20 protein-coding genes are annotated in these 22855 nt (G+C 66.1%); 16 read left to right on the forward strand and 4 right to left on the reverse strand.

Going from position 1 to position 22855, the window contains the following annotated elements; translation table 11 throughout:
• Positions 1-176: 176 nt before the first annotated feature.
• Together KPL74_16550 and KPL74_16555 are read left to right on the forward strand one after the other, a co-directional pair.
• The gene (locus KPL74_16550) at positions 177-1691 is read left to right on the forward strand and encodes a Gfo/Idh/MocA family oxidoreductase (protein ID QWT19343.1); all 1515 of its coding nucleotides are present in this window, start codon (positions 177-179) and stop codon (positions 1689-1691) included.
• A 35-nt stretch (positions 1692-1726) separates the two neighbouring features.
• Positions 1727-1915: a DUF3820 family protein gene (locus KPL74_16555; GenBank protein QWT19344.1), complete on the forward strand. Its 189-nt coding sequence runs from the start codon at positions 1727-1729 to the stop codon at positions 1913-1915.
• 15 nt (positions 1916-1930) lie between these two features.
• On the opposite strand, the gene KPL74_16560 is transcribed toward KPL74_16555, so the two are convergent.
• Positions 1931-2884 (reverse strand): LacI family DNA-binding transcriptional regulator, encoded by a 954-nt coding sequence (locus KPL74_16560; GenBank protein ID QWT19345.1) that lies wholly within the window; start codon positions 2882-2884, stop codon positions 1931-1933.
• A 448-nt stretch (positions 2885-3332) separates the two neighbouring features.
• Here KPL74_16560 and KPL74_16565 point away from each other — a divergent pair, with 448 nt between their 5' ends.
• From KPL74_16565 to KPL74_16615, 11 genes are all read left to right on the forward strand, one after another.
• Complete coding sequence (locus tag KPL74_16565; protein ID QWT19346.1) at positions 3333-4511, forward strand: Gfo/Idh/MocA family oxidoreductase; 1179 nt, start codon at positions 3333-3335, stop codon at positions 4509-4511.
• Between the two features lie 14 nt (positions 4512-4525).
• On the forward strand, positions 4526-5713 hold the full coding sequence (locus KPL74_16570) for a nucleoside permease (protein QWT19347.1): 1188 nt from the start codon (positions 4526-4528) through the stop codon (positions 5711-5713).
• An 18-nt stretch (positions 5714-5731) separates the two neighbouring features.
• Positions 5732-6607: a sugar phosphate isomerase/epimerase gene (locus tag KPL74_16575; GenBank protein QWT19348.1), complete on the forward strand. Its 876-nt coding sequence runs from the start codon at positions 5732-5734 to the stop codon at positions 6605-6607.
• 10 nt (positions 6608-6617) lie between these two features.
• Positions 6618-8309, forward strand: coding sequence for a GMC family oxidoreductase (locus KPL74_16580; protein ID QWT19349.1), 1692 nt, complete (start codon positions 6618-6620; stop codon positions 8307-8309).
• A gap of 11 nt (positions 8310-8320) precedes the next feature.
• Positions 8321-8911, forward strand: coding sequence for a gluconate 2-dehydrogenase subunit 3 family protein (locus KPL74_16585; protein ID QWT19350.1), 591 nt, complete (start codon positions 8321-8323; stop codon positions 8909-8911).
• A gap of 1 nt (position 8912) precedes the next feature.
• A complete protein-coding gene (locus KPL74_16590) occupies positions 8913-9968 on the forward strand; it encodes a sugar phosphate isomerase/epimerase (protein ID QWT19351.1) in 1056 nt (351 codons plus the stop codon).
• Positions 9965-10885, forward strand: coding sequence for a TIM barrel protein (locus tag KPL74_16595; protein ID QWT19352.1), 921 nt, complete (start codon positions 9965-9967; stop codon positions 10883-10885). The genes KPL74_16590 and KPL74_16595 overlap by 4 nt, the downstream gene beginning before the upstream one ends.
• A 19-nt stretch (positions 10886-10904) precedes the next feature.
• The gene (locus KPL74_16600) at positions 10905-11675 is read left to right on the forward strand and encodes a DUF1080 domain-containing protein (protein ID QWT19353.1); all 771 of its coding nucleotides are present in this window, start codon (positions 10905-10907) and stop codon (positions 11673-11675) included.
• A gap of 85 nt (positions 11676-11760) precedes the next feature.
• Entirely contained in the window at positions 11761-12135 is a 375-nt protein-coding gene (locus KPL74_16605) for a BlaI/MecI/CopY family transcriptional regulator (GenBank protein ID QWT19354.1), read from the forward strand.
• Positions 12132-13697 carry a hypothetical protein gene (locus KPL74_16610; protein QWT19355.1) on the forward strand — a complete coding sequence of 522 codons (1566 nt, stop codon included), beginning with the start codon at positions 12132-12134 and terminating at the stop codon, positions 13695-13697. Before KPL74_16605 ends, KPL74_16610 begins: the two co-directional genes overlap by 4 nt.
• 33 nt (positions 13698-13730) lie before the next feature.
• Entirely contained in the window at positions 13731-15242 is a 1512-nt protein-coding gene (locus tag KPL74_16615) for a beta-lactamase family protein (GenBank protein ID QWT19356.1), read from the forward strand.
• Here KPL74_16615 and KPL74_16620 read toward each other — a convergent pair.
• The gene (locus KPL74_16620; GenBank protein QWT19357.1) at positions 15215-16750 is read right to left on the reverse strand and encodes a 2OG-Fe(II) oxygenase; all 1536 of its coding nucleotides are present in this window, start codon (positions 16748-16750) and stop codon (positions 15215-15217) included. The genes KPL74_16615 and KPL74_16620 overlap by 28 nt on opposite strands.
• 109 nt (positions 16751-16859) lie before the next feature.
• Here KPL74_16620 and KPL74_16625 point away from each other — a divergent pair, with 109 nt between their 5' ends.
• Both KPL74_16625 and KPL74_16630 read left to right on the forward strand, forming a co-directional pair.
• The gene (locus KPL74_16625; protein ID QWT19358.1) at positions 16860-17501 is read left to right on the forward strand and encodes a TetR family transcriptional regulator C-terminal domain-containing protein; all 642 of its coding nucleotides are present in this window, start codon (positions 16860-16862) and stop codon (positions 17499-17501) included.
• 151 nt (positions 17502-17652) lie between these two features.
• Positions 17653-18570 carry an alpha/beta fold hydrolase gene (locus KPL74_16630; protein QWT19359.1) on the forward strand — a complete coding sequence of 306 codons (918 nt, stop codon included), beginning with the start codon at positions 17653-17655 and terminating at the stop codon, positions 18568-18570.
• On the opposite strand, the gene KPL74_16635 is transcribed toward KPL74_16630, so the two are convergent.
• Positions 18563-20122, reverse strand: a complete 1560-nt coding sequence (locus KPL74_16635; GenBank protein QWT19360.1) for a glycosyl hydrolase — start codon at positions 20120-20122, stop codon at positions 18563-18565. The two genes, KPL74_16630 and KPL74_16635, sit on opposite strands and share 8 nt — an antisense overlap.
• 211 nt (positions 20123-20333) lie before the next feature.
• On the opposite strand from KPL74_16635, the gene KPL74_16640 reads away from it, so the two are divergent.
• Positions 20334-21983 (forward strand): esterase family protein, encoded by a 1650-nt coding sequence (locus KPL74_16640; GenBank protein ID QWT19361.1) that lies wholly within the window; start codon positions 20334-20336, stop codon positions 21981-21983.
• A 55-nt stretch (positions 21984-22038) separates the two neighbouring features.
• Here KPL74_16640 and KPL74_16645 read toward each other — a convergent pair whose 3' ends face one another.
• Positions 22039-22761: an SEL1-like repeat protein gene (locus tag KPL74_16645; protein ID QWT19362.1), complete on the reverse strand. Its 723-nt coding sequence runs from the start codon at positions 22759-22761 to the stop codon at positions 22039-22041.
• Between the last annotated feature and the right edge of the window lie 94 nt (positions 22762-22855).

Below are 22855 nucleotides of genomic sequence, written 5' to 3' on the forward strand. Positions count from 1 at the left end.
CGGGTGTGAGGCATTGCCCTCGATTCTACACGGCGCCCCTGGGGTTCCATTCACCAGACCCGGGTCACATTTGTTGAATCCGGCGGCGATCTACGATAAGAACTCGACCTTCCTTCCTGGACCCGGGGCCTTCGTCCCGACCGCTTCCTGATCGCTCACCGGAGATCGCAGCGCGCATGTCGGACGAACCCAAGATCACCCGCCGTAACTTCCTTGCCGGCTCGGCCATCGCCGCGACCGGACTGATGATCGTCCCTCGCCACGTGCTCGGCGGCGTCGGCCATACCGCCCCCAGCGATCGCCTGAACATCGCCGGCATCGGCGTTGGCGGCATGGGCGCGCAGAACATCCGCGCCCTGGCCAGCGAAAACATCGTCGCCCTGTGCGACGTCGATTGGGCCTACACAGACAAGGGCTTCCACAAGATGTTCGCCGAGCTCGGCCAGGCCCAGGCCAGGCTCGACAAGGCACCCAACGCGGCGAAGCGCCGGGAAATGCAGGACAAGATCGAGCAGGTGAAGCTGCTCTCGCGCAAGTACGACTCGATCAAGCGCTACACCGATTTCCGCCGGATGCTCGATGAGCGCAAGGACATCGACGCGGTGGTCATCGCCACGCCCGACCACCTGCACGCGACGATCGCCAGCGCGGCCATGGCCCATGGCAAGCATGTCTACGTACAGAAACCGCTGAGCTGGTCGATCTTCGAAGCGCGCGAAATGGCGCGCAAGGCCCGGGAAAACCCGAAGATCGTCACCCAGATGGGCAACCAGGGCCATTCCACGGACGACACCCGCCTGATCCATGAGTACATCGATGCCGGTGCGATCGGTGAGGTGCGCGAGGTGCACGCGTGGACCAATCGCCCGCTTGGCTACTGGCCGCAAGGCATCCCGCGCCCGCAATCGCGACCGGCGCCGTCGGACGCCAGCTGGGACATGGATGCCGTGATGGACCGGCTGGCCAACGCCATGGCCGGCAATTATCCCAAGCCGCAAGGCCTGGAATGGGACCTCTTCCTCGGCCCCGGCCCCGTCGTCGAGTACCACCCGCTCTATCACCCGTTCAACTGGCGCGGCTGGGTGGACTGGGGCGTCGGCGCCATCGGCGACATGGGCGCGCACCTGATCGATTCGCCGTTCTGGTCGCTCGACCTCGGCTTCCCGACCTCCGTGGAAACGGTCTCGACGCCGTTCAACAAGGAGTCGTACCCCACGGCGACGATGACGTATTACGACTTCCCGGCCCGCGGCAGCAAGCCGCCGGTGCGCCTGACCTGGTACGACGGTGCGTTGCTGCCGCCCGGCCTGGAAGCATTGGGTGCCGGCCAGATGCGGGACGGTGGCGTCCTCTACGTCGGCGACAAGGGCAAGCTGGTCCACGAGACCTACGGCGACAATCCGCGCCTGCTGCCGGAATCCTTGCATGAGTCGGTCGGCACGCCGGCGCAGAAGTTCGCGCGCATCAAGACCTCGCACGAGATGAACTGGGTCGATGCCTGCAAGGGCAAGGGCGAAACCACCTCGCCGTTCTCGTATGCCGCGCGGCTGACCGAGGTGATGCTGCTGGGCGTCGTGTCGCTGCGTGCCGGTGGCCGCATCGACTACGACGCGCAGAACATGCGCATCACCAACCTGCCCGATGCCAACCAATTCCTGCGCCGCGAATACCGGCAGGGCTGGACGCTCTGAACCCCGAGGACCTGCAGCGCCTGGTGACGGTTGCCATGCCCTACGGCAAGTACAAAGGCCGCCTTATCGCCGACCTTCCGGGTGCCTACCTTGCCTGGTACGCCCGGAAGGGCTTTCCGCCGGGGCAATTGGGCACCCTGCTCGCCTTGTCGCTCGAGCTCGACCACAACGGCCTGAAGGGACTTCTCGACCCATTGCGGAGCGGACGCTTGCCCGCCCGCTGAAGCAGGCGGCCCCGGTCAGCGCGCTTGCGCTGGCCCGGTCGACCCGCGCACCACCAGCTCGGCCGACAGTACCCGCTTGCGCGGCGGCACCTCGGGGTCGTTGAGGATCTCGATCAGCATCGTCATCGCTTCGCGGCCCAGCGCGGTCTTCGGCTGGGAGACGGTGGTCAACGGCGGCGAGGTGTAGCGAGAGAAACGAATGTCGTCGAAGCCGACGACGGAGACATCCTCCGGGATGCGCCGTCCGTGCGAGGCCAGCGCGCGCATCGCACCGATGGCCATCTCGTCGTTGGAGCAGAACACCGCGCTGAACGCCTTGCCCTGCATCAGCAGCATCTCGATCGCGCGTTCGCCCGCCTCGATGGAGAAGTCGCCGACGGCGGTGAGTGCCGGGTCGAGGGCGATCTTGGCGCGCCGTAGCGCCAGGTGGTAACCCTGCTCGCGGTCGACGCAGATCGGACTCGACGAAGGCCCGGCGATGAAGGCGATCTCGCGGTGTCCCAGGGTAACGAGGTAGTCCACCGCCGACGCTGCCGCGGCGACGTTGTCGACATAGACGCTGGAGATCGCGCTGTCCTTGACGTATTCGCAGGCGTTGACCACGGGCAGCCGGCCCTGGAGGGGGATCGCCGGCACTCGGTGCGACATGGTGATGATGCCGTCGGCCTGGCGCGCCGCGACCATGTCGGCGTACGCCTGCTCACGCACGAGGTTGCTCTGCGTTTCGCCGAGCAACACCGAATAGCCCTTCTCGTAAGCGACCTGCTCGATGCCACGGATCACTTCGGAGAAGAACGGGTTGGCGATGTCGGGCAGCAGCGCGACGATCAGCCGGGTCCGCGCCGTGCGCAGGTTGCGCGCCAGCGCGTTGGGCGTGTAGCCGAGGCGCTTGACCACCTCGTGGATGCGCAGGCGGGTTTCCTCGCTGACGATCTCCGGACGCTGCAGCGCACGCGAAACAGTTGCCACTGAAACTTTTGCGATGGCGGCAATCTCTTTCACCGTGTGTACGCGCGAAGGCTGCGGCGCAACATCGGCGCGCGCGCCCTTGCCGCCTTTTCGCTTTCGTCCTGATTCCTCGGTACTCACGTGTTTTCCATCCCTTTGCCTGCCCGTGGCGCCCTGGGCGATGCCCGCTGGCGACGCCCTCCGAATGATGCACTGCAATGTAATGGATTACATAAAATCGTTGCAGGTCTCTTCACCCATCTGATACATATCTTGGCATGTTCAGGGCGCCCTACCCGCAGGCCGCCCGGGGAAACTGCCCATTCCACGCACATGGAAGGCCCTCCGGCCGATCCAGCGCGCGGATGTAATCGAATACATTTTCGGTGGCATCGACGCCTCCGGGGGAAGACATGGCTAGCCAGTCGATATCGACAAGCGCCAGGATCGCCGACCGATGAGGCTCGGCATGGGACTCGTGGGCCCGGGCTTCATCGCCGCGCATCACCTGGATGCCGTGCGCCGGCTCGGCAACGTCGACATCGTCGGCATCGCCGGCTCCAGCCTCGAGTCCGCGACCCGGCGGGCCCGTGAGCTGAACGTCGACAAGGCCTACGCAGGCTACCGCGACCTCCTCGCCGACCCCGCGGTGCACGTCGTGCACAACACCACCCCGAACCACCTGCATCGCGAAGTGACCCTCGCGGCGCTGCGTGCCGGCAAGCACGTCATCTCCGACAAGCCGCTGGCGGCCACGATGGAGGAAGCGCGCGAACTCTACGAGGCCGCGCGCGAAGCGAACCTGGCCCATGTCGTGACCTTCAACTACCGCGGCTATCCGCTCGTGCAACAGGCACGCGCGATGATCGCGAAGGGGAAGATCGGCAAGGGCGTGTTCGTGCACGGCTGTTACCTGCAGGACTGGCTCACCGACGAGCACGCCTACACCTGGCGTCTCGACCCGGCGAAGGGCGGCGCCAGCTCCGCGCTCGGCGACATCGGCTCGCACTGGTGCGACCTGGCCGAACACGTGACCGGCGCGCGGATCACCGAAGTGCTGGCCGACCTGCATACCGTGGTGCCCGTGCGCGAAGCGGCCGACACCTCGGCGAAGGCCTTCGCCGGCAAGGGCAAGGGCGCCGGCAAGAAGCACAGGATCACCAGCGAAGACCTCGCCAGCGTGCTGCTTCGTTTCGACAATGGTGCGCGCGGCTGCGTCACCGTCGGCCAGGTGCTCCCCGGCCACAAGAACGACCTCCGGCTGGAGGTCAACGGGCGCGAAGGGTCGCTGGCATGGCGCCAGGAACAGCCCAACGAGCTCTGGCTGGGCCGCCACGACAAGGCGAACACGGTGATCACCCGTGACCCCGCCCAGCTGGATCCGTCCGCGCAGCCGTATGCCCACCTGCCCGCTGGCCATCCCGAAGCCTGGGCCGACGCCTTCCGCAACGTGATCGCCGACGCCTACGCGTGGATCCACGCGGGCGCGAAGCCGAAGGCGAAACCCATCGCACTACCCACGTTCGCCGACGGCTACCGGAACAGCCTGCTGGTCGACGCGATGCTCAAGAGCCATGCCGCCGGTGGCGCATGGCAGACGGTCGAGGATCCTCTCGAACCCACCCGAACCAAGAGGAAACGCGGATGAAATGGCGCCTTAGAGTGATGATGCTGTTTGAGTTCGGGATCTGGGGCGCGTGGTACGTCACGGTCGGCACCTGGCTCGGCAAGACGCTGCATTTCACCGGCACCGAGATCGGTGCCGTCGCCGGCACCACCGCGATCGGCGCGATCATCTCGCCACTATTCGTGGGCCTGCTCGCCGATCGCCTGTTCGACACGCGCCGCGTGTTGACGCTGTTGCACCTGCTTGGCGCCGTCCTGCTGGCGGTCGCCGCGCAACAGACCACCTTCGCGATGGTCTATGCACCGCTGCTGGCTTACAGCCTCTGCTACATGCCGACCCTGGCGCTTACGGCCTCGCTCGCCATGCGCCACATCAAGGATCCGCAGGAAGAATTCGGCGCCATCCGCGTGTTCGGCAGCATCGGCTGGATCCTCGTCGGCCTGGTGGTCGGCGCGTGGGGCGTGGAAGCCTCTGCGTCGCCGCTGCTGCTGGCGGCCGGCCTGTCGGTCGTGATGGCCGGCTACTGCTTCACCCTGCCGCCGACGCCGCCGCTGGCGCGCAACACGCGCTTCGAGCTGCGCCATGCACTGCCGCTGGAATCGCTGCACCTGCTCCGTGAGCGCTCGATGGCCGTGTTCGCGCTGGCCTCGTTCCTGATCTGCATCCCGTTGCAGTTCTACTACGCGTTCACCAACCTGTTCCTCAACGAGGTGGGCGTGGTCAATGCCGCCGGCAAGATGACCGGCGGGCAAATGTCCGAGCTGTTCTTCATGCTGCTCATCCCCTGGTTCTTCCGCCGCCTCGGCGTGAAGTGGATGCTCGCCGTCGGCATGCTCGCCTGGGTGGTCCGCTACGGCATGTTCGCCTTCGGCGGCAGCACCGACCTGATGTGGATGCTCTGGCTCGGCATCGTGTTGCATGGCGTCTGCTTCGACTTCTTCTTCGTGGTGGGCCAGATCTACATCGACCGCGAGGCGCCGCCCGCGTTGCGCGCGGCCACGCAGGGGCTCATCACCTTCCTCACCTATGGCCTGGGCATGTTCGTTGGCTCGTGGCTCTCCGGCGTGGTGGTCGAGACCTATACGCGCAGCGACGGCACGCACGACTGGCACGGCATCTGGACCGTCGCCGGGGCCTTCGCCGCCTTCGTCTTCGTCCTCTTCGTCGTCCTGTTCAAGGATCGCAGGGCCGCTGCCGCCACTGCCGTCGCCGGCACCCACTGATTTACGGAACCACTGTCCATGATGAATCGCAGGCAATTCCTCGCGCGCTCCGCGCTGTGTGGCACCGCGCTGGGGCTCGGCCTCGGCGCGCCGGGCAAGCTGCTGGCCGCCGCCACGAAGGGCAAGGGCATGGGCATCCAGCTCTACATGGTGCTCGACGCGTACAACGCCGATCCGAAGGGCACGCTCAAGACACTCAAGTCGATCGGTTATACGGAGATCGAGGCGATCATCACGAGTACGGCGGAGACCCTGCGCGATCAACTGAAGGAAGCCGGCCTGGCCTGCCCGAGCATGCACTTCGACAGCCTTGGCTTCGACGCCGGCATCGGTGCCGCGCACACGCTGGGCGCGAAGTACATCGTCAGCAGCATGCTGCCGGGGATCATGCAGAAGGAAGTGCACGGCTCGGGCGAGGTCACCTACACGCTCGACGACGCGAAGCGCACGGCCGCCTACGCCAACCGCCTCGGTGAGAAGGCCAGCAAGGCCGGCCTGCAGTACGCGTACCACAACCACCATGCCGAGTTCACCGACGTGGGTGGCGGCAAGACCTTCTACGACGTGCTGCTCGCGGAAACCGACCACAAGCTCGTGCAGTTCGAGCTCGACTGCGGCTGGGTCCACGCCGGCGGCAAGAACCCGGTCGACTACTTCAAGGCCAACCCGGGCCGCATCCCGCTGATGCATGCGAAGGATTTCCTGCCCGGCAACGCCGCGGATTATCCCGGCGCCGAACTCGGCCGCGGCACGCTCGACTACAAACCGATCATGGCGGCTGCCGATAGCTCCGGACTGAAGCACTGCTTCGTGGAGCAGGAAGGCCCGTACGCCCGCATGAGCCCGCTTGACGCCGCGCGCGTCGACTTCGACTACCTGCGCCCGCTGCGCTGAAGGGATAGGCATGGAAACGAACACATACGATGCGATCGTCGTCGGCACCGGCGTCAGCGGTGGCTGGGCGGCCAAGGAACTCACCGAGAAGGGGCTGAAGACCCTCGTGCTGGACCGCGGCCCGATGGTCAAGCACCTGGACTACCCCACCGCCATGAAGGCACCTTGGGAGCTTCCCTACGGCGATGCGCCCACCCAGGCCGACATCGCCCGCTGGCCGAAGCACACGCGCCCGTCGTTCTATGGCATCACCCAGTCGACCAAGCACTGGTTCGCCGACGACATCGACAATCCCTACGAAGAAACCAAGCCCTTCGACTGGTTCCGCGGTTACCACGTCGGTGGCCGTTCGCTGATGTGGGGCCGGCAGAGCTATCGCCTGAGCGAGATGGATTTCGAAGCGAACGGCAAGGAAGGCGTCGGCGTGGACTGGCCGATCCGCTACGCGGACATCGCGCCGTGGTACGACAAGGTCGAGCATTTCATCGGTGTCAGCGGCAATAACGATCACCTGGCCCAGTTGCCGGACGGCAACTACCTGCCGCCCATGGATCTGAACTGCGTCGAGAAGGACTTCCAGGGCAAGCTGGACAGCAAGTTCAACCGCAAGCTGATCATCGGCCGCACCGCCAATCTCTCGGCGCCGCTCAAGCACGACCAGAGCCCGCAGCGCGGCACCTGCCAGTATCGCAACCTGTGCATGCGCGGCTGTCCGTTCGGCGGCTACTTCAGCAGCAACTCGTCCACCCTGCCCTCGGCCGAGCGCACGGGCAACATGACGATGGTGACCAATGCCATCGTGTACGAACTGATCTATGACAACGACAAAGGCAAGGCCACCGGCGTTCGTGTGCTGGATGCCGAGACCGGCCACCAGACCGAGTACTTCGCCAAGGTGATCTTCATGTGCGCGTCGACCTTCGGCACTGCGCACATCCTGATGAACTCCACCTCGACGCGCTTCCCGAACGGCTTCGGCAACGACAGCGGCGAGCTCGGCCACAACATCATGGACCATACGTTCGGCACGGGCGCGCGCGCCATGGTCGAAGGCCACCTGGACCGTTACTACTCCGGCCGACGCCCCACCGGCTTCTATATCCCGCGTTACCGCAACGTCGGCACCGACAAGCAGAAGTACCTGCGCGGCTTCGGTTTCCAGGGTGGCGCAGGCCGCCAGGACTGGACCCGCCTGGTCGAACAGCATGCCCTCGGCGCGGAACTGAAGGAAGCGGCGCAGGAGCCGGGCCCCTGGTATGTCTCGATGATGGGCTTCGGCGAGATGCTACCCTCGCACAAGAACTTCGTGAGCCTGGACCGCAACCACAAGGACAAGTACGGCATGCCCGTGCTGAACTTCGATGCCGCGCACCAGGAAAACGAAAAGATGATCGGCAAGGCGATCATCGAGGACGCCATGGAGATGCTGTCGGGCGCGGGCTATAGCGACGTCAGCTCCTTCACGATGAATGCCAACGTCGGCGCCGGCATCCATGAAATGGGTACCGCGCGCATGGGCCGCGACCCGAAGACCTCGGTGCTCAATGGCTTCAACCAGATGCATGCCTGCAAGAACGTCTTCGTGACCGACGGTTCGGCCATGGCATCGTCCGGCTGCCAGAACCCGTCCCTCACTTACATGGCACTGACCGCACGCGCGGCCAGCTACGCCGTGGAAGAACTCAAGCGCGGCAATATCTGAGGATCGAAGCCATGAATCGTCGCGAATGGTTGAAAAGCATGTCCGTGCTGGCCGTCGGTGCCCTCGCGGGCCCCTCGCTGCTGGCGGTGTTCGACGCGCACGCCGCCTCGCAGGCGCCGCAGGCCAAACCGGAATTCTTCCAGCCTGCGCAATACAGCCTGGTCGGCGCCGTATCGGACATCGTGATCCCGCGCACGGATACGCCGGGCGCGGTCGATGCGGGCGTTCCCCTGTTCATCGACCAGCTGTTCAAGGCCGCCTACACGAAGGAAGAGCAGACCCGTTACCTCACCGCCATGGCCGCGTTCGACAAGGCGGGCGGCAAGCCGTTCCTGCAGCTCGACAGTGCCCAGCAGAAAGCGCTGGTCGGCCGGCTGCATGCCGAGGCACTCGCCGTGCCCCATGGCGGCACCATGCCGCCGGCCGCCGACTTCGTGCTCATGAGCAAGAAGCTGACGATGCTGGGCTTCTTCCTGTCGCAGCCAGGCTGTACGCAGGTGCTGCAGTACGACCCCGTGCCCGCCGGATGGAAGGCCGATATCCCGCTGTCCAAGGCTGGCAATGGCCGTGCCTGGGCCGAAGAGGCTTCGCTGAAGATCTGACATGAAGACACTCAAGGGTCCAGGCATCTTCCTCGCCCAGTTCGCATCGGACGAGGCGCCGTTCAACTCGCTGCCGGCCATCGCCCGCTGGGCATCGTCGCTCGGCTTCGTCGGCATACAGATCCCGTCCAACGACCGTCGCCTGTTCGACCTCGAGCAGGCCGCGGCGAGCAAGGCGTATTGCGACGACATCGCCGGCATGCTCGCCGAACACGGGCTGGCCGTGACCGAGCTGTCCACCCACTTGCAGGGACAGCTGGTCGCATCGCATCCCGCCTACGACCGGCTGTTCGATGGCTTCGCACCGGAAGCCCTGCGCGGTCGTCCGCAGGAGCGCCAGGCCTGGGCGGTGGAGCAAGTCAAGCTGGGTGCGAAGGCGAGCCAGAACCTCGGCCTGTCGGCACACGCGACCTTCTCCGGCGCACTGGCCTGGCAACTGTTCTATCCGTGGCCGCAGCGCCCGGCAGGCCTGGTCGACGAAGCGTTCGCGGAACTCGGCCGGCGCTGGAAGCCGATCCTCGACGCGTTCGACGACGCCGGCGTGGACCTCTGCTACGAGTTGCACCCAGGCGAAGACCTGCACGACGGCGCCACTTTCGAGCGCTTCCTCGATGCGGTCGACCACCATCCGCGCGCGAACATCCTGTTCGATCCGAGCCACATGGTGTTGCAGCAGATGGACTACCTGCAGTTCATCGACAACTACCACCAGCGCATCCGCGCCTTCCACGTGAAGGACGCCGAGTTCCGGCCCAATGGGCGTTCCGGCGTCTACGGCGGTTACCAGGACTGGATCGACCGCCCCGGCCGGTTCCGTTCGCTGGGCGACGGACAGATCGACTTCGGCGCGATCTTCAGCAAGCTTGCCCAGTACGACTACCCAGGCTGGGCCGTGCTCGAATGGGAGTGCTGCATCAAGGATGCGCAACAGGGCGCTGCGGAAGGCGCGCCCTTCATCCGCGACCACATCATCAAGGTCACTGGCCGTGCGTTCGACGATTTCGCGTCGACCGGCAGCGATCGCACGTTCAACCGCCAGGTACTGGGCCTCGAATGAGTAAACCGGACGATACGACCGACACCGGCCGCCGCCGCATGCTGGGCGGCCTCGCCGCCGCCGCGGCGATGGCCGGGGCTTCACCCTTGCTCGCCTCGGCCAGCACTGTCGCGGGGACGGCGACCGCCCCGGCCACGCCGCCGGCCACCGGTGGACGGCTCAGGCAATCGCTGAGCCGCTGGACCTCGAAAGCGCCGCTTCCCGAGCTGTGCAAACGGCTGAAGGCGATCGGTTTCGCCGGTGTCGACCTGCTCTATACGGACGAGTGGTCGATCGTGCAGGACCAGGGCCTCGCGGTATCGATGGGCTATCCGTCGAAGCGCGACAACTTCATCGAAATGGGTTTCAACGACCCGGCCAACCACGCCACGCTGATCAAGGAGATCGAAGCGACGATCCCGCTGGCGAAGCGCGCCGGCGTGACCAACATCATCACGATGTTCGGCAATCGCAAGGCCGGCATCGACGACCAGCGTGCCATCGCCAACTGCATCGCGGGCCTTTCGAAGATCGCACCGTACGCGGCGGAGAACGGCGTCACGCTGTGCCTTGAGCTGCTCAACAGCAAGGTGGACCACCACGGCTACCAGGGTGACCACACCGCGTTCGGCGTGGCGGTGACCAAGGGCCTCGGCTCGCCCAACGTCAAGCTGCTCTACGACATCTATCACATGCAGATCATGGAAGGCGACGTGATCCGCACCATCCGCGACAACATCCAGTGGATCGGCCATTTCCATACCGGCGGCGTCCCCGGTCGCCACGAGATCGACGGCAGCCAGGAACTGAACTACCGCGCTGTTGCCACGGCGATCGCCGACCTGAATTACAAGGGCTTCCTCGCGCATGAGTTCATGCCGACACGCGCGGATCCGTTCGATTCGTTCGCCGAAGCCTTCAGGACGTGCGTTGTCTGACCCCTATCCAGGAATCCCCATGAAGCACCTGACCTCCGCAGCCCTGCTCACCCTTGCGATCATCGGCCCGTCCTGCGCGTCGGCACAGGACGACCCGAAGGCGACCGAACAATGGGAGCCCGTACCGAAAATCGTCACGCCCGCGGCGAAGGACGGCGCACCGCCGTCCGATGCGGTCGTGCTTTTCGACGGTCGCGACCTGGCTGGATGGGAAGCGTCCAAGGATCATTCGCCCGCGTTGTGGAAAGTGCACGACGGCGTGGTCACGGTCGAGAAGACCGCGGGCAACATCCAGACCCGCCAGCACTTCCGTAATTACCAGCTGCACCTGGAGTGGCAGATCCCGAAGGACATCACCGGCGAAGGCCAGGCGCGCGGCAACAGCGGCCTTTTCCTTGCATCCACCGGTCCCGGCGACGAAGGCTACGAAATCCAGATCATGGACTCGTTCGAGAACAAGACCTACGTCAATGGCCAGGCCGCCAGCATCTACAAGCAGGCGGCGCCGCTGGTGAATGCCGCGCGGCATCCGGGCGAATGGCAAACCTACGACGTCATCTGGACCGCACCGGTCTTTGCTGCCGATGGCTCGGTGAAGACCCCGGCCTATGTCACGCTGTTCCACAACGGCGTGCTCGTGCAGAACCACACCGAACTCACCGGCGAAACCTTCTACATCGGCAAGCCGAAGTACAAGGCCTACACCGATGCCCCGATCAAGCTGCAGGCGCACGGCGACCATTCGCAGCCGATTAGCTTCCGCAATATCTGGGTCCGGCCGCTGGGCTGATCATCTACTAAAGATGTAGTTGACAAGCGTGGCACCCCGGCCTATATCTACTACATCTCTAGTAGATAGAAGCCGGGGTCCACCTATGAAGATCTCGCTCACCGACCGCGAGGCGGACATCATGCAGGTGCTGTGGGAACACGGCCCTTCGCTTGTCTCCGACGTCCGCGAACGCCTCACCGACAAGCTCGCGTACACGACCGTGCTTACCGTGCTGCGTACCCTGCAAGCGAAGGGCTACGTCGGCTACGAGGAAGAAGGGCGCGGGCATCGCTATTTCGCCAGCGTGAAGCAACAGGTGGCGCGCAAGAACGCCCTCCAGCACCTGACGGACAAGCTTTTCAAGGGTTCCACCGAGCTGCTGCTCACCCACCTGGTGTCGGAGCAGAAGCTCAGCAAAGAGCAGATCGCGCGCATGCGCAGGTTGCTTTCCGAGGGGACCGGCAAGGAGAAGCCGTGATGCTCGCCTGGATGATCTACGCCTTGCTGGTCGCGCTCGCGATCAGTGCGGCGGCCCTCCTCGCCGAGCAGGCGGCCAAGGCCGGCCAGCGGCCCACGCGCTGGCCGTGGCTGGTGGCCAGCGCAGCCTCCCTGCTCCTTCCGGTGGTCATGGCCACGGTGTCGATCGCGATTCCCGGACCGCACGGCTCCACGGCACCCAGCGCGCCACTCGCGTTGCGTGAGACGACCTCGATACCCCTCGCCTCGCGCGTGATCGACTGGAGCGGCACGAAGGCGTACACGTCATCCACGACGGTCGACGCGATCCTCGCGGATACGTGGATGGCGAGTTCGTTCACCCTGCTGTTGTTCGTGGGCATGGGCACCGCGTTGTTCCAACGACGCAAGCGGCAGTGGACCCACGGGCAGCTGTGCGATGTCCCCGTACTGGTCTCCGATCGGGTGGGCCCGGCCGTCGTCGGCCTGATCCATTCGCGGATCGTCGTCCCGGCGTGGGTCATGCAGGAGTCGCCCGCCCAGCAACGCTACGTCATGGCGCACGAGCAGTCGCACCTGCAGGCACGGGATCCACTACTCGTCGTCGCGGCCCTGGCCTTGCTGGTGGCCATGCCATGGAATCCCTTGCTGTGGTGGCAGTTCCATCGCCTTCGCCGGGCGATCGAGGTGGACTGCGACGCCCGGGTGCTCAAAGGCGGCGGCGACCTGGGCGAATACTGCGAGACGCTGATCCAGGTCGGGCAAAACCAGTCCGAGTTCATCGGGTCGGTCACCGCCATGTCGGAGTCGAAGTCTTTTCTCGAACAGAGGATAAGGATCATGCTGATGAAACCGAAGAAGTTGGCTGGTGCGTTCGCTTTCGTCCTGGTCAGCGTCGCGCTCGGCATGGCGGTGTTCGCCGCGCAGGTCACGCCACCCGCCCGCGCTACCGCGGCGGCGAACGGCACGATGGCGATCGATCCTGCGCTGCTCGATGCCTACGCCGGCGAATACCAGCTCAGCGATTACTCGCTGGTGACCGTCGCACGAAAGGGCGATGGGCTGACCGTCACGCCGATCGGCCAGTTCATGGCCCAGGGCACGATCGATGCGCCCACGCTCAGCGATAGCGAGTTCGCGATTCCGAGCCTCGACGCCCGGCTGAAGTTCAGCAAAGGCGCCAGTGGCCAGGGCAGCACCATGGACGTGTACATCCACAACTGGCCCGCGGCGACGGCACATCGCGTGGATGACGCGACCGCATCCCAGGTTCGCCGCGACCTGGCGGCAAGGGTCAAGGCCCAGGCCGCGTACCCCGATAGCGAACGTGCACTCCGCCAGGTCCTGTCCAATACCGACGACCCGTCGCTGACGTCGCCCTACTCGACGAGCCCGCCCGTCGACCATGCGTCGCTGCGCGGCTACTACGCCCAGCTTGGTCCGGTGGAGTCGTATCGCTTCGAGGGTGTCACGAACTATGGCTGGGACATCTACGACGTGCAGCACGCGCACGGCGCGGAACAGGTGTTCATCCAGCTCGACAAGAAGGGCCTGATCGTCAGCTCGATCATGCGTCGCCAGTAGCGCGGGCAAGCCATCAACCAGAGGGAACGACCGATGCGAAGGATCAAACGATTCATTTTGCAGGGCACCGCCGTGCTCGTTGCCGGCGCGACCATGCCGGTTTTCGCGCAGAAGGCGGGTTGCCCTGCGCCGGCCGAAACGGCAGGTGGCCCGAGCAATGCGCACACGCGCTATGTCGAGTCACATATGCTGCCGGCCGTGCTGGGCCACGGTGAGAAGCCGTCGACGCTGGCCGACCACATGCAGCGATACGGCGTGCCCGGCATCAGCGTGGCAGTGATCCACAAGGGCAAGCTGGATTGGGCCCGGGGATGGGGCGTGCGCGACGTCGCGACGTGTGCGCCGGTGACACCGGATACCGCGTTCCAGGCGGCATCGATCAGCAAGACCGTGACGGCGCTGCTCGCCCTGCGGCTGGTCGAACAGGGCACGATCGGCCTGGACAAAGACATCAACGATGCGTTGCGCTCGTGGCAGCTGCCGAAGGATCCGAAGCTGGCACCCAACGGGGTCACCCTGCGCCAGCTGCTGAGCCACACCGCTGGGCTGGGCGTACATGGCTTCAACGGGTACCTGCCGGGTGTCCCGCTTCCTACCACCGTGCAGATCCTCGATGGCGTGCCGCCGAGTACCAGCGGCCCCGTACGCAGCATCCTGCCGGCTGGCGCCCAGTTCGAATACTCCGGCGGCGGCTACGTGGTGGCGCAACTAGCGCTCGCCGATGCGAGCGGCCAGCCGTTCGAGGCACTGGCCCAGCGCGAGGTGCTCGGCCCGCTCGGCATGACCCGCAGCGCGTTCGCCCAACCGCCGTCACCCGCCATCCTCGCCAACATGGCGTTCGGTTATGAAAACGGCGCCGCGATCCCGGGCAACTACGAAGTCGACCCCGAACTCGCGCCGGCGGGCTTATGGACCACCGCCAGCGACCTAGCCCGCGTGGTGATCGATATCCAGGCCGCGGCCGCGGGCGCGGCCGGGCATCGTATCTCGCCCGCCATGGCGCGGCAGATGCTGACCCCGGTGAAGGACAACTGGGGCCTGGGCGTCGCCCTGTACCCGGATGCGCCGACGCGCTTTACCCACGACGGCATCAACCGCGGGTTCCGCACCCTGATGATCGGCTACGCGGGCAAGGGCGAAGGCATCGTCGTGCTGAGCAACACCAGCCAGGGCCGTGGACTGATGGATGAAGTGGTGCGGGCCGTCGCCACCGACTACGGCTGGACGGGCATGGCGGTACCGGCGGTCGAGCCGCAACACCTGTCGCTCGCCGAGCTTTCCAGGGCTGCCGGGCGCTTCGTGGGTGGCGGCCTGGACGTGACGATCGAGGCGCGCCCGGACGGCCTCTACGCCAGCGCCGGGGGCCCGTCCCCCGAGCACCTGGTCGCCCTGTCACCCAGGCGCTTCCGTTCCGATTCCCTGGGCGTCACGGCGGAGTTCGCCCCTGATTTCTCGAGCATCGTCTTCGTCGAAGGCGGCCCGCCGATGAAGCTGGTCCGCGTCGCACCGGCGCCGCCTCAGCCGAAGGCAAGCTCGCCGCCGTAGCCACAACTCACGCGACGACCATCACACAGCTCGGCAACATCGGTCACGAAGTTGCCGAGCACGTGCTCGTTGCGCAACACCATCGACGGGATGTGCCAGAGACGCAGCGCATTGTCCTCGCCACACGTGGCCAGGCTTCCATCGCGCATGAAGCGAACCCGCCGCACGGCGGCGGAGTGGGCCTTGAACGCCCCCGCCAGCGACATCGCGCCGCCTTCCATGCGCCAGAGCGTCACGCCGCCGCTTTCGTCGCCGACGGCGACATCGTAATCGCCCGGTTTGCCCGGCTTCGGAACGGCGTGCACCGTCCGCAACGGATTTCCAAGTGTTCGCTGCGCGATGCACTCGCCGCTATCCAGGTCCCAGAGACGCAGCGAGCCATCCTCCGATGCGCTCGCCACCGCGTGGTCACCGAGGCTTGCCACGCCCCAGACCCATCCCTGGTGTCCAGCGAGCGTTCGCAAGCGATCGCCGGCAACGGACCAGAGCTGGACCCGGTGATCCGCCCCGCCCGTCGCCAACACCTGCGGCGTCACCCGCGCGATCGACAGCGCGGCGGCCTCGTGCGCCACTTCCGTCCGGAGGCACCGGCCCGACTCGACATCCCATACGCGTAGCCTGCGATCGCGAGACACGGAAGCAAGCACGCCTGGCTGGGCCTCGCAGAGACCCAGCACGGACTGGTCGTGCCCAGCGAGCGTCGCCGAATGGGATCCGTCGCCATGCCACAGGCGAATACGCCCGTCGCGGCCGCCGCTGGCCAGCCGGCCGTCTTGGAGCGCGGCGAGCGTCCAGATGTAGCCCAGGTGGTGTGGTGTCACGCCCGGGCATTCGCCACTCGCCCCGGCCCGCTCGAAGAGCAGGTCGCTGCGCAGCACATGCTTCACGCCGCGCGTCAGTGCCTCACCCGCGTGCCAGATGCCATGGTCGAACAGGATCAGGCTGCCGATCCGCGGACGAAGGCGCGCGACGACGTCCTGGCCGTTCGAGGGTCCGGCCGCATAGAACAGCGTATCGCCGCCCTCGAAGGCGTCGCCGTCCGTGAGGTAGACCATGAACGTGAGCATGGAGCGACAGCCGTGGCCACGGTGATGGACCCCGTCCTGATGGATCCGGAACTGCTGCCCGGGCCGGTACCGGCACAGGCGGAGCCTCTCGTTGATGCCCTTCAATCGCCAATTGTCCCGTATATCCTGCGGCAGCATCGGTTCGATCGCCCCGTCGGCCAGCTCAGCAAGCCGACGCATCAGCCATGCCGCCAGCTCGGGATCGTCGATGACCTGGCGGTCGTTGTTCCGGTAGGACGGTGGGTAATCACGCTCGGCCGATTCGAACCCGCGCGCTTCGGCCCTGGCGACCAGCGCGTCGCATTCGGCAGGCGAAAGAAACCCGTGGATGACCGCGCAGGCGCCCAGCGACCGGGGCAGCGGGTGCTCAATGGCACGCCGGGCTTCCTCGCGCGGCGTGTGCCCGAACGTCGGGATCGATGTTTCGCAACCTTCGTCCATGCCGCCTCCTATTATTGGTCGACCATCCAATTAATAGCGAACCTACGCCTCTCCGGGCTGGCGAGCAAGCGTTATTTGGGTGTATAACCAATTTAAAGGAGGGCCAGCCATGCCGCGTAAACCGAACACCGAGCTTCGCCGCCAGCAGATCGTCGACGGGCTGCTCAAGGCGATGGCCGCGCAGGGTTACACCGGCGCCACGATCCAGGCGATCGCGAAAGCCGCCGGGCTCGCGCCGGGGCTGGTCCACTACCACTTCCACGACAAGCGGGAGATCCTCGTCGCGCTGGTCGAGCAGCTGACCGCTTATGCGTCGACCCGCTTCCAGTCGCGCGCGATAACGGCGGCCACCGCGCATGACCGCCTGCGCGCCTACATCGACGCCCGCCTTGCCTACGGTGCCGACGCCAACCCCGACGCCGTGGCAGCGTGGGTGATGATCGGCGCGGAAGCCGTGCGCGACCCGGATGTGCGCGAGGTTTACCAGCGCGTCGCCACCGCCGAGCTTTCACTTATCCGCAAGTTGCTCAGGGCATGCCTCGTGGAACGCGCAAAGCGCGTGCGCAAGCTGGATGCATTCGCCGCGGCGTTGCTCGCCTTCATCGAAGGCGCGTTCGTCCTGGCGAGCAATGCCCGATCCGTCGTTCCCGCTGGATTCGCCGCCGACATGGCCAACGAACTGGTCGAGCGCTACATCGCTGGCGAAGCATCGACGGCTACCTTGCGCAAATCCCAGGAGAGCAGGCCATGACCCATCCGGATGGCGCGGTACGCGCGAACATCGCCTGGTCGCCAAGGGCAGCTCCGCGCACGGCGAATACGTGGCTTGCGACGATCCCCGGCCGCACCTAGAGTGCGCTGGTGCCGTGCCATCGGCCGGCCTTTCATTCGAGGGGAATCCCATGAAGCATTCGTTCGCGTCGACGTGCCTTGCGGCCAGCCTGCTCCTGCTCACATCGGCCCTGCCGGCGCAGGCCCTTCCCGCAGCCGACGCACCGGCGAAGGCTGGCCTGCTCGCGCCGCCTGCGACGGCGAAGGCATCGATGGAGAGCATGCAGATTCCCAGCCACGGCTCGCTGGTCAACGGCCTGGTCTACGTTGCCGCCGGCACGGGTCCGCACCCGACCGTGGTGCTGCTGCACGGCTTCCCCGGTAACGAACGCAACCTCGACCTTGCGCAGGACATGCGCCGGGCCGGGTGGAACGTCATGTACTTCAACTACCGCGGCTCATGGGGCTCGCCGGGTGCCTTCTCATTTGCCAACAGCATCGACGACGTCGCCGCGGCGGTGGCATACCTGCGCCAGCCGGACAATGCGAAGCGCCTGCGCGTGGACACCTCGCGCATCGTCCTCGTCGGCCACAGCATGGGTGGCTTCATGGCCGTGCAGGGCGCCGCGGCGGATCCGGCGATCAAGGGCATCGCGATGATCTCGGCCGCCGACTTCGGCGGTATGTATGCGGCGATGCAGGCGAAGGGTTCGCGGACGGACGCGATCGGCAAGATGGCCGCGGGCCTGGCCAATGAAGGCATGGCACCCCTGGCCGGATGCACGCCGGCCAGCCTGGCGACGGAGCTCGCCGACCACGGCGCCGCGTGGGCCTTTCCCATGAAGGTGGCCGCGCTGAAGGATCGGCCGGCCTTCGTGATCACTTCCGACGACGGGCTTGGCGCCGCGGACGACGCGTTTGCAGATGCGCTGCGCAAGGCGGGTGACCGCCAGGTCACGACCCTGCACCTGCCCACCGATCACGCCTATTCCGACCAGCGCACCGAGCTGTCCCAGGCCCTGCTGCGCTGGCTGGCGACGTTCAAATAGCCGGGCGCCGGCTGTCCAGCCAGTGCAGCGCACGGCGGATCCATGCCGCGGCCAGCGCGTCGTTCCAGACGAAGGTCGCCACGCTTTCCGGCGGCATGGTGTAGGTGAAACGGCGCGTGCCTTCCGCGACGGACACGTCGCGCGGCTCGGTGCGGATGTTCACCATCACCAGCACGACCGAGCCATCGATCGCGTTTTCGAAGGCGACGTTGGCGATGCCCTTGTCGGCATCCGTGTCCGTCGACTTGAGGCGATACGAACCGGGCGGGACGAAGCGGCTGAAATGGCCGAGCGCGTAATACTCATCGTTGCGGGTGACCTCGCCCGTCTGCGAGTCGATGGTGACCACGCCCTTGCATAGCGCACAGCCACCGAAATGCGGGCCGTGGTTCTCATCGAGCGCAACGTTCCAGTAGACGACGCCGCGCGCCCACTGGCGGATGCCGGTCACCAGCAGGTTGCGCGAGAACCAGAGCAACTCGCCATTCATGCTGATCGGCCAGTCGCCTCCCGAGCACTCGGTGATGTACGTATCCTTCTGCGGATAGGCGCGATGCACGCGCCCCTGCTCGTACTGGCTGCCCTCGTAGCAATGCCAGGCGATGCCGTCGACGTAGGGCTCCGCCTTCGGGTCCGCCAGCACGTGCAACGGTTCCTCGGGATGGCTCCAGTTGTGGTCCCATTCGAGGATCTGCACGCGTGGCGTACGCTTCGCGAGGCGCGGGCCGAGGTAGCGGCCGATCACGCGGGCACGCGTCTCCGCCGTCATGATCATCGCCGGGTAGCTGATCGGCGTGAACCTCGGCTCGTTCTGCAGGGTCAGCGCGAACACCGGGATCCCGTGCTTCGCGTACACATCGACGAACCGGATCAGGTAGTCCGCGTAGGCACTCTCGAAATCCTCCAGCAGCTGGCCACCGATGAAGTTCTCGCTGTCCTTCATCCATGCCGGTGCGCTCCACGGGGAGGCGATCACCAGCATGTCCGGATGGATCGCCATCACCTGGCGCATCATCGGGATGACGTCGCGCAGGGCGACGCTCATGTTGAAGCGTTTCAGCGGCAGGTCGGTCTGGCCGAACGGGATGTCGTCCAGCGTGTAGAGGTTCAACGAGAAGTCCGATGCGCCGATCGTCACCCGGGTCATGTTGAAATCGAGGTTCGGCGGCGGCCCGTACAGTTCCTGCAACAGGGCTTGGCGTTGCCCGGCATCGAGCTTGTTGTGCAGCAGCCAGGCCGACGAGTCGGTCATGGCCGCACCGAAGCCCGTCATGGTCTGGTAGCGCGTATCGGTGTCGATGACGATGTCGGCGGGAGCCCCATCGTTTTCCGCCATGGCCACGTCCGGCTGCGCGGCCAGCTTCAGCCGATGGTCCGCCGTGCTCAGCCAGAGCTCCACGCCGGGGACGAACGGTTGCACGACCGGGCGCCCGACCGCCGCCTGGATCTGATCGGTATAGCGCGGGATAAGCAGCGCGACGATGGTCAGCAGGCCGATCACCGTCGCGAAAACGGCCAGGATCTTCCGTGATGGCGAACGTGGTTCATCCATGCAACCGGCGGCTCCTCGCGATCCTGCGGCCGGTGGTGGGGGGTGCGTGACGGTGCATGGCCTTATCTTCGCCGATGGGGCGGCTTGTGTCTCCCGTCGCCTCGCGAACTCTTGCGATGCGTGGCTGGGCCGGGGAAATGCGCGAAGATGTGCCGGGCCCGTCGCCACTCACGCGGCCGTGCACCCAGCCACGCCACCATCGGCAGCCAGCATGGATACCCAAGCCCACAAGCCCGCGCGCATCCCCACGACCTGGATGGTGGTGGCAGCCATCCTGCTCGGCGTGGTCGTGCTCGCGGCGGCCGTGCGCGCGGCGCTGGTGTGGCAAGCCGAGCGCAAGCCGCCGATCTTCCACGTGAAGCTCGATGAGCCGGCGACGCGTCCCGTGTCCGGCCGCCTGCTCGTGTTCGTGACGCCCGCCGGCCAGGCCCGGGCGGAGGCGAAGGGCCGACGCGTGACCAGCGTCGATGCCGATGCGTGGCATCCCAGCAAGGGCGGCGTCGCGGCCCGCGAGATCTCGCGCCTTGCGCCGGGTGCGCAGGTGGAGATCGACACCGATGCCCTCGCCTTCCCGACTGGCTTCTCGCACCTGCCGCCGGGCAAATACCTCGTCCAGGCCGTGCTCGACCAGGATCACAACTACAACTACAGCGGGCGCGACAGCGGCGACCTGGTCAGCAAGGTCACCGAGGTGACGCTGCCGGCCATCACGCCGCCCGTGCTGAAGCTCACCAGCGTGCAGGCGGACAAGAGCCCCTGGGTGCTCGACTGGGAAAGCGACGAGGTGCAGGCGGATGCCAGGCTCGCGCAACGCGACAGCATGAAACTCGAACGCCCCAGTGAAGCCCTGACCGACTTCTGGGGCCGGCCGATCAGCATGCGCGGATGGGTGTTGCTGCCACCGGGCTACCGCGACCATCCGGACGACTCCTATCCCACCGTGTACTTCACGCACATGTACGGCGGCGACGAAGATTCGCTGGTGGATGACCTGGTCAACGTGCACCTGGCCATGCAGCAGGGCAGCATGCCACCGATGATCTGGGTCTTCCTCGACCAGTCCAGCCCCGCCGGCACGCATGAGTTCGCCGATTCGGTGAACAACGGACCGTGGGGCGAGGCGCTGACCACCGAGCTGATTCCGTGGCTGGAGGCGCACTACCGGATGGATGGGCGCGCCAGCGGCCGCTTCCTGACCGGCCATTCGTCCGGTGGCTGGGCCACGCTGTGGCTACAGACCCACTACGCCGAAATGTTCGGCGGCACCTGGTCGACCTCGCCGGATCCGGTCGACTTCCACGACTTTTCCGGCGTGAACCTCTACGCGCCCAGCGTGAACATGTATCGCCGTCCCGACGGCACGCCGTGGCCGATTGATCGCGTGCATTTCGAAGAAGAGGGCTCGTTCGCCGATGCCGCGCGCCTCGAAGCCGTGCTTGGCCCGTACGGTGGCCAGCTCTCTTCCTACGAGTGGGTTTTCTCGCCACGCGGTCCGAATGGGTCGCCGATGCCGTTGTTCGATCGCTCCACCGGCGAGGTCAATCCGGTGGTACGCGACTACTGGGTGGACAACTATGACATCGCCAGCTACGTCGCCTCGCACTGGGACCGGCTGAAACCGGTCCTCGACGGCAAGATCCACATCGCCGTCGGCACGGACGACACGTGGTACCTCGACGGTGCCGTGCATCGTTTCAAGGACACGCTCGACCGCCTGCAGGCGCACGCGGACGTGCGCTTCCTGCCGGGCAAGGCGCACATGGACCTCTATACCGAAGGCGACGACCCGCATGCGCTGGCCAAGGCGATGGCTTGGCAGATGTACGCCGTTGCGCGACCGGGCAGCAAGAAAGAGCATTGAAACACCGGGGCCGTCGCCACGCCGGGACCGGCCTGGCGACGACGTCCGGCATGGATCAATGCGCGACGCCGCCGGATGGGGCGACCTGCAACGGCCCAACGGTCACGTGGCCGGTCCAGTCCTCGAACACGTTATTCGCCTGCTTGTCGACGAACTGCACCACCTGCTCCGTCGGCGGGCACGACGCAGGCATACGGCCTTCGGCCAGGTCGCGGAAGTCCTGCGATCCTGCCATGCAATAGCTTGCGCCGGCCTTGTCCTTCAGCGTGGCCATGCCGTCGCGGTAACGCATTTCGGCACGCGGCGCCGCCACGGCGTCCGCGTAGGTGCGCTTGAGCTGGTCGAGGTACGCTTCGGCGCGGCGTTGCTCTTCCGGCTTCAGCGTCGCCTTGAGTGCATCGTTCGGGCCGGTGAAACGCGGCGTGTGGCGTTCCGCGGCGAGGCTGAACCATGCAGCCGCCAGCGGTCGGTTCATCGGCTGGTGATCGCCGTTCAATGCCATCACGCCGAGGATGTACTGGGCGGGCTTGCTCGCCCAGCCCGCCGCCTGCTCGAAGAAACGCTGCGCGTCCTTGAACCGGTTGAGGCCGTAGCTCTGCGCGCCAAGGCAATAGAAGTAATCGCCCGGCAGGAACTTCTCCATGCCGATGGCGCATTTCGCATCGGCAAGCTGCTTGTCGGTCACGTGGTCGGTGGTGTCATCGGCATGCGCGGCCGTGCCCACGAAGATCAGCGCGACCAGCATCGTCGCCTTCGCCACTCGCATCAGGTAGTGCATGGATCGTCTCGTTCCTTAAGTGATGCTGGCTCCCGGACCAGCGTCCCCCTCGTGCATAGATGTAGCACTTAGCGCACGCGGGCGAAACGACAAT

The organism is Bacillus sp. NP157 (assembly GCA_018889975.1).
GTDB lineage: Bacteria > Pseudomonadota > Gammaproteobacteria > Xanthomonadales > Rhodanobacteraceae > Luteibacter.

What these genes read in the sequence shown, in the direction of transcription:
- KPL74_16550 (QWT19343.1), top strand. Translation starts at nt 177, where the DNA reads ATGTCGGACGAACCCAAGATCACCCGCCGTAACTTCCTTGCCGGCTCG.
- KPL74_16555 (QWT19344.1), top strand. Translation starts at nt 1,727, where the DNA reads ATGCCCTACGGCAAGTACAAAGGCCGCCTTATCGCCGACCTTCCGGGT.
- KPL74_16565 (QWT19346.1), top strand. Translation starts at nt 3,333, where the DNA reads ATGGGACTCGTGGGCCCGGGCTTCATCGCCGCGCATCACCTGGATGCC.
- KPL74_16575 (QWT19348.1), top strand. Translation starts at nt 5,732, where the DNA reads ATGATGAATCGCAGGCAATTCCTCGCGCGCTCCGCGCTGTGTGGCACC.
- KPL74_16580 (QWT19349.1), top strand. Translation starts at nt 6,618, where the DNA reads ATGGAAACGAACACATACGATGCGATCGTCGTCGGCACCGGCGTCAGC.
- KPL74_16585 (QWT19350.1), top strand. Translation starts at nt 8,321, where the DNA reads ATGAATCGTCGCGAATGGTTGAAAAGCATGTCCGTGCTGGCCGTCGGT.
- KPL74_16590 (QWT19351.1), top strand. Translation starts at nt 8,913, where the DNA reads ATGAAGACACTCAAGGGTCCAGGCATCTTCCTCGCCCAGTTCGCATCG.
- KPL74_16595 (QWT19352.1), top strand. Translation starts at nt 9,965, where the DNA reads ATGAGTAAACCGGACGATACGACCGACACCGGCCGCCGCCGCATGCTG.
- KPL74_16600 (QWT19353.1), top strand. Translation starts at nt 10,905, where the DNA reads ATGAAGCACCTGACCTCCGCAGCCCTGCTCACCCTTGCGATCATCGGC.
- KPL74_16605 (QWT19354.1), top strand. Translation starts at nt 11,761, where the DNA reads ATGAAGATCTCGCTCACCGACCGCGAGGCGGACATCATGCAGGTGCTG.
- KPL74_16615 (QWT19356.1), top strand. Translation starts at nt 13,731, where the DNA reads ATGCGAAGGATCAAACGATTCATTTTGCAGGGCACCGCCGTGCTCGTT.
- KPL74_16620 (QWT19357.1), bottom strand. Translation starts at nt 16,750, where the DNA reads ATGGACGAAGGTTGCGAAACATCGATCCCGACGTTCGGGCACACGCCG.
- KPL74_16625 (QWT19358.1), top strand. Translation starts at nt 16,860, where the DNA reads ATGCCGCGTAAACCGAACACCGAGCTTCGCCGCCAGCAGATCGTCGAC.
- KPL74_16630 (QWT19359.1), top strand. Translation starts at nt 17,653, where the DNA reads ATGAAGCATTCGTTCGCGTCGACGTGCCTTGCGGCCAGCCTGCTCCTG.
- KPL74_16635 (QWT19360.1), bottom strand. Translation starts at nt 20,122, where the DNA reads ATGGATGAACCACGTTCGCCATCACGGAAGATCCTGGCCGTTTTCGCG.
- KPL74_16640 (QWT19361.1), top strand. Translation starts at nt 20,334, where the DNA reads ATGGATACCCAAGCCCACAAGCCCGCGCGCATCCCCACGACCTGGATG.
- KPL74_16645 (QWT19362.1), bottom strand. Translation starts at nt 22,761, where the DNA reads ATGCACTACCTGATGCGAGTGGCGAAGGCGACGATGCTGGTCGCGCTG.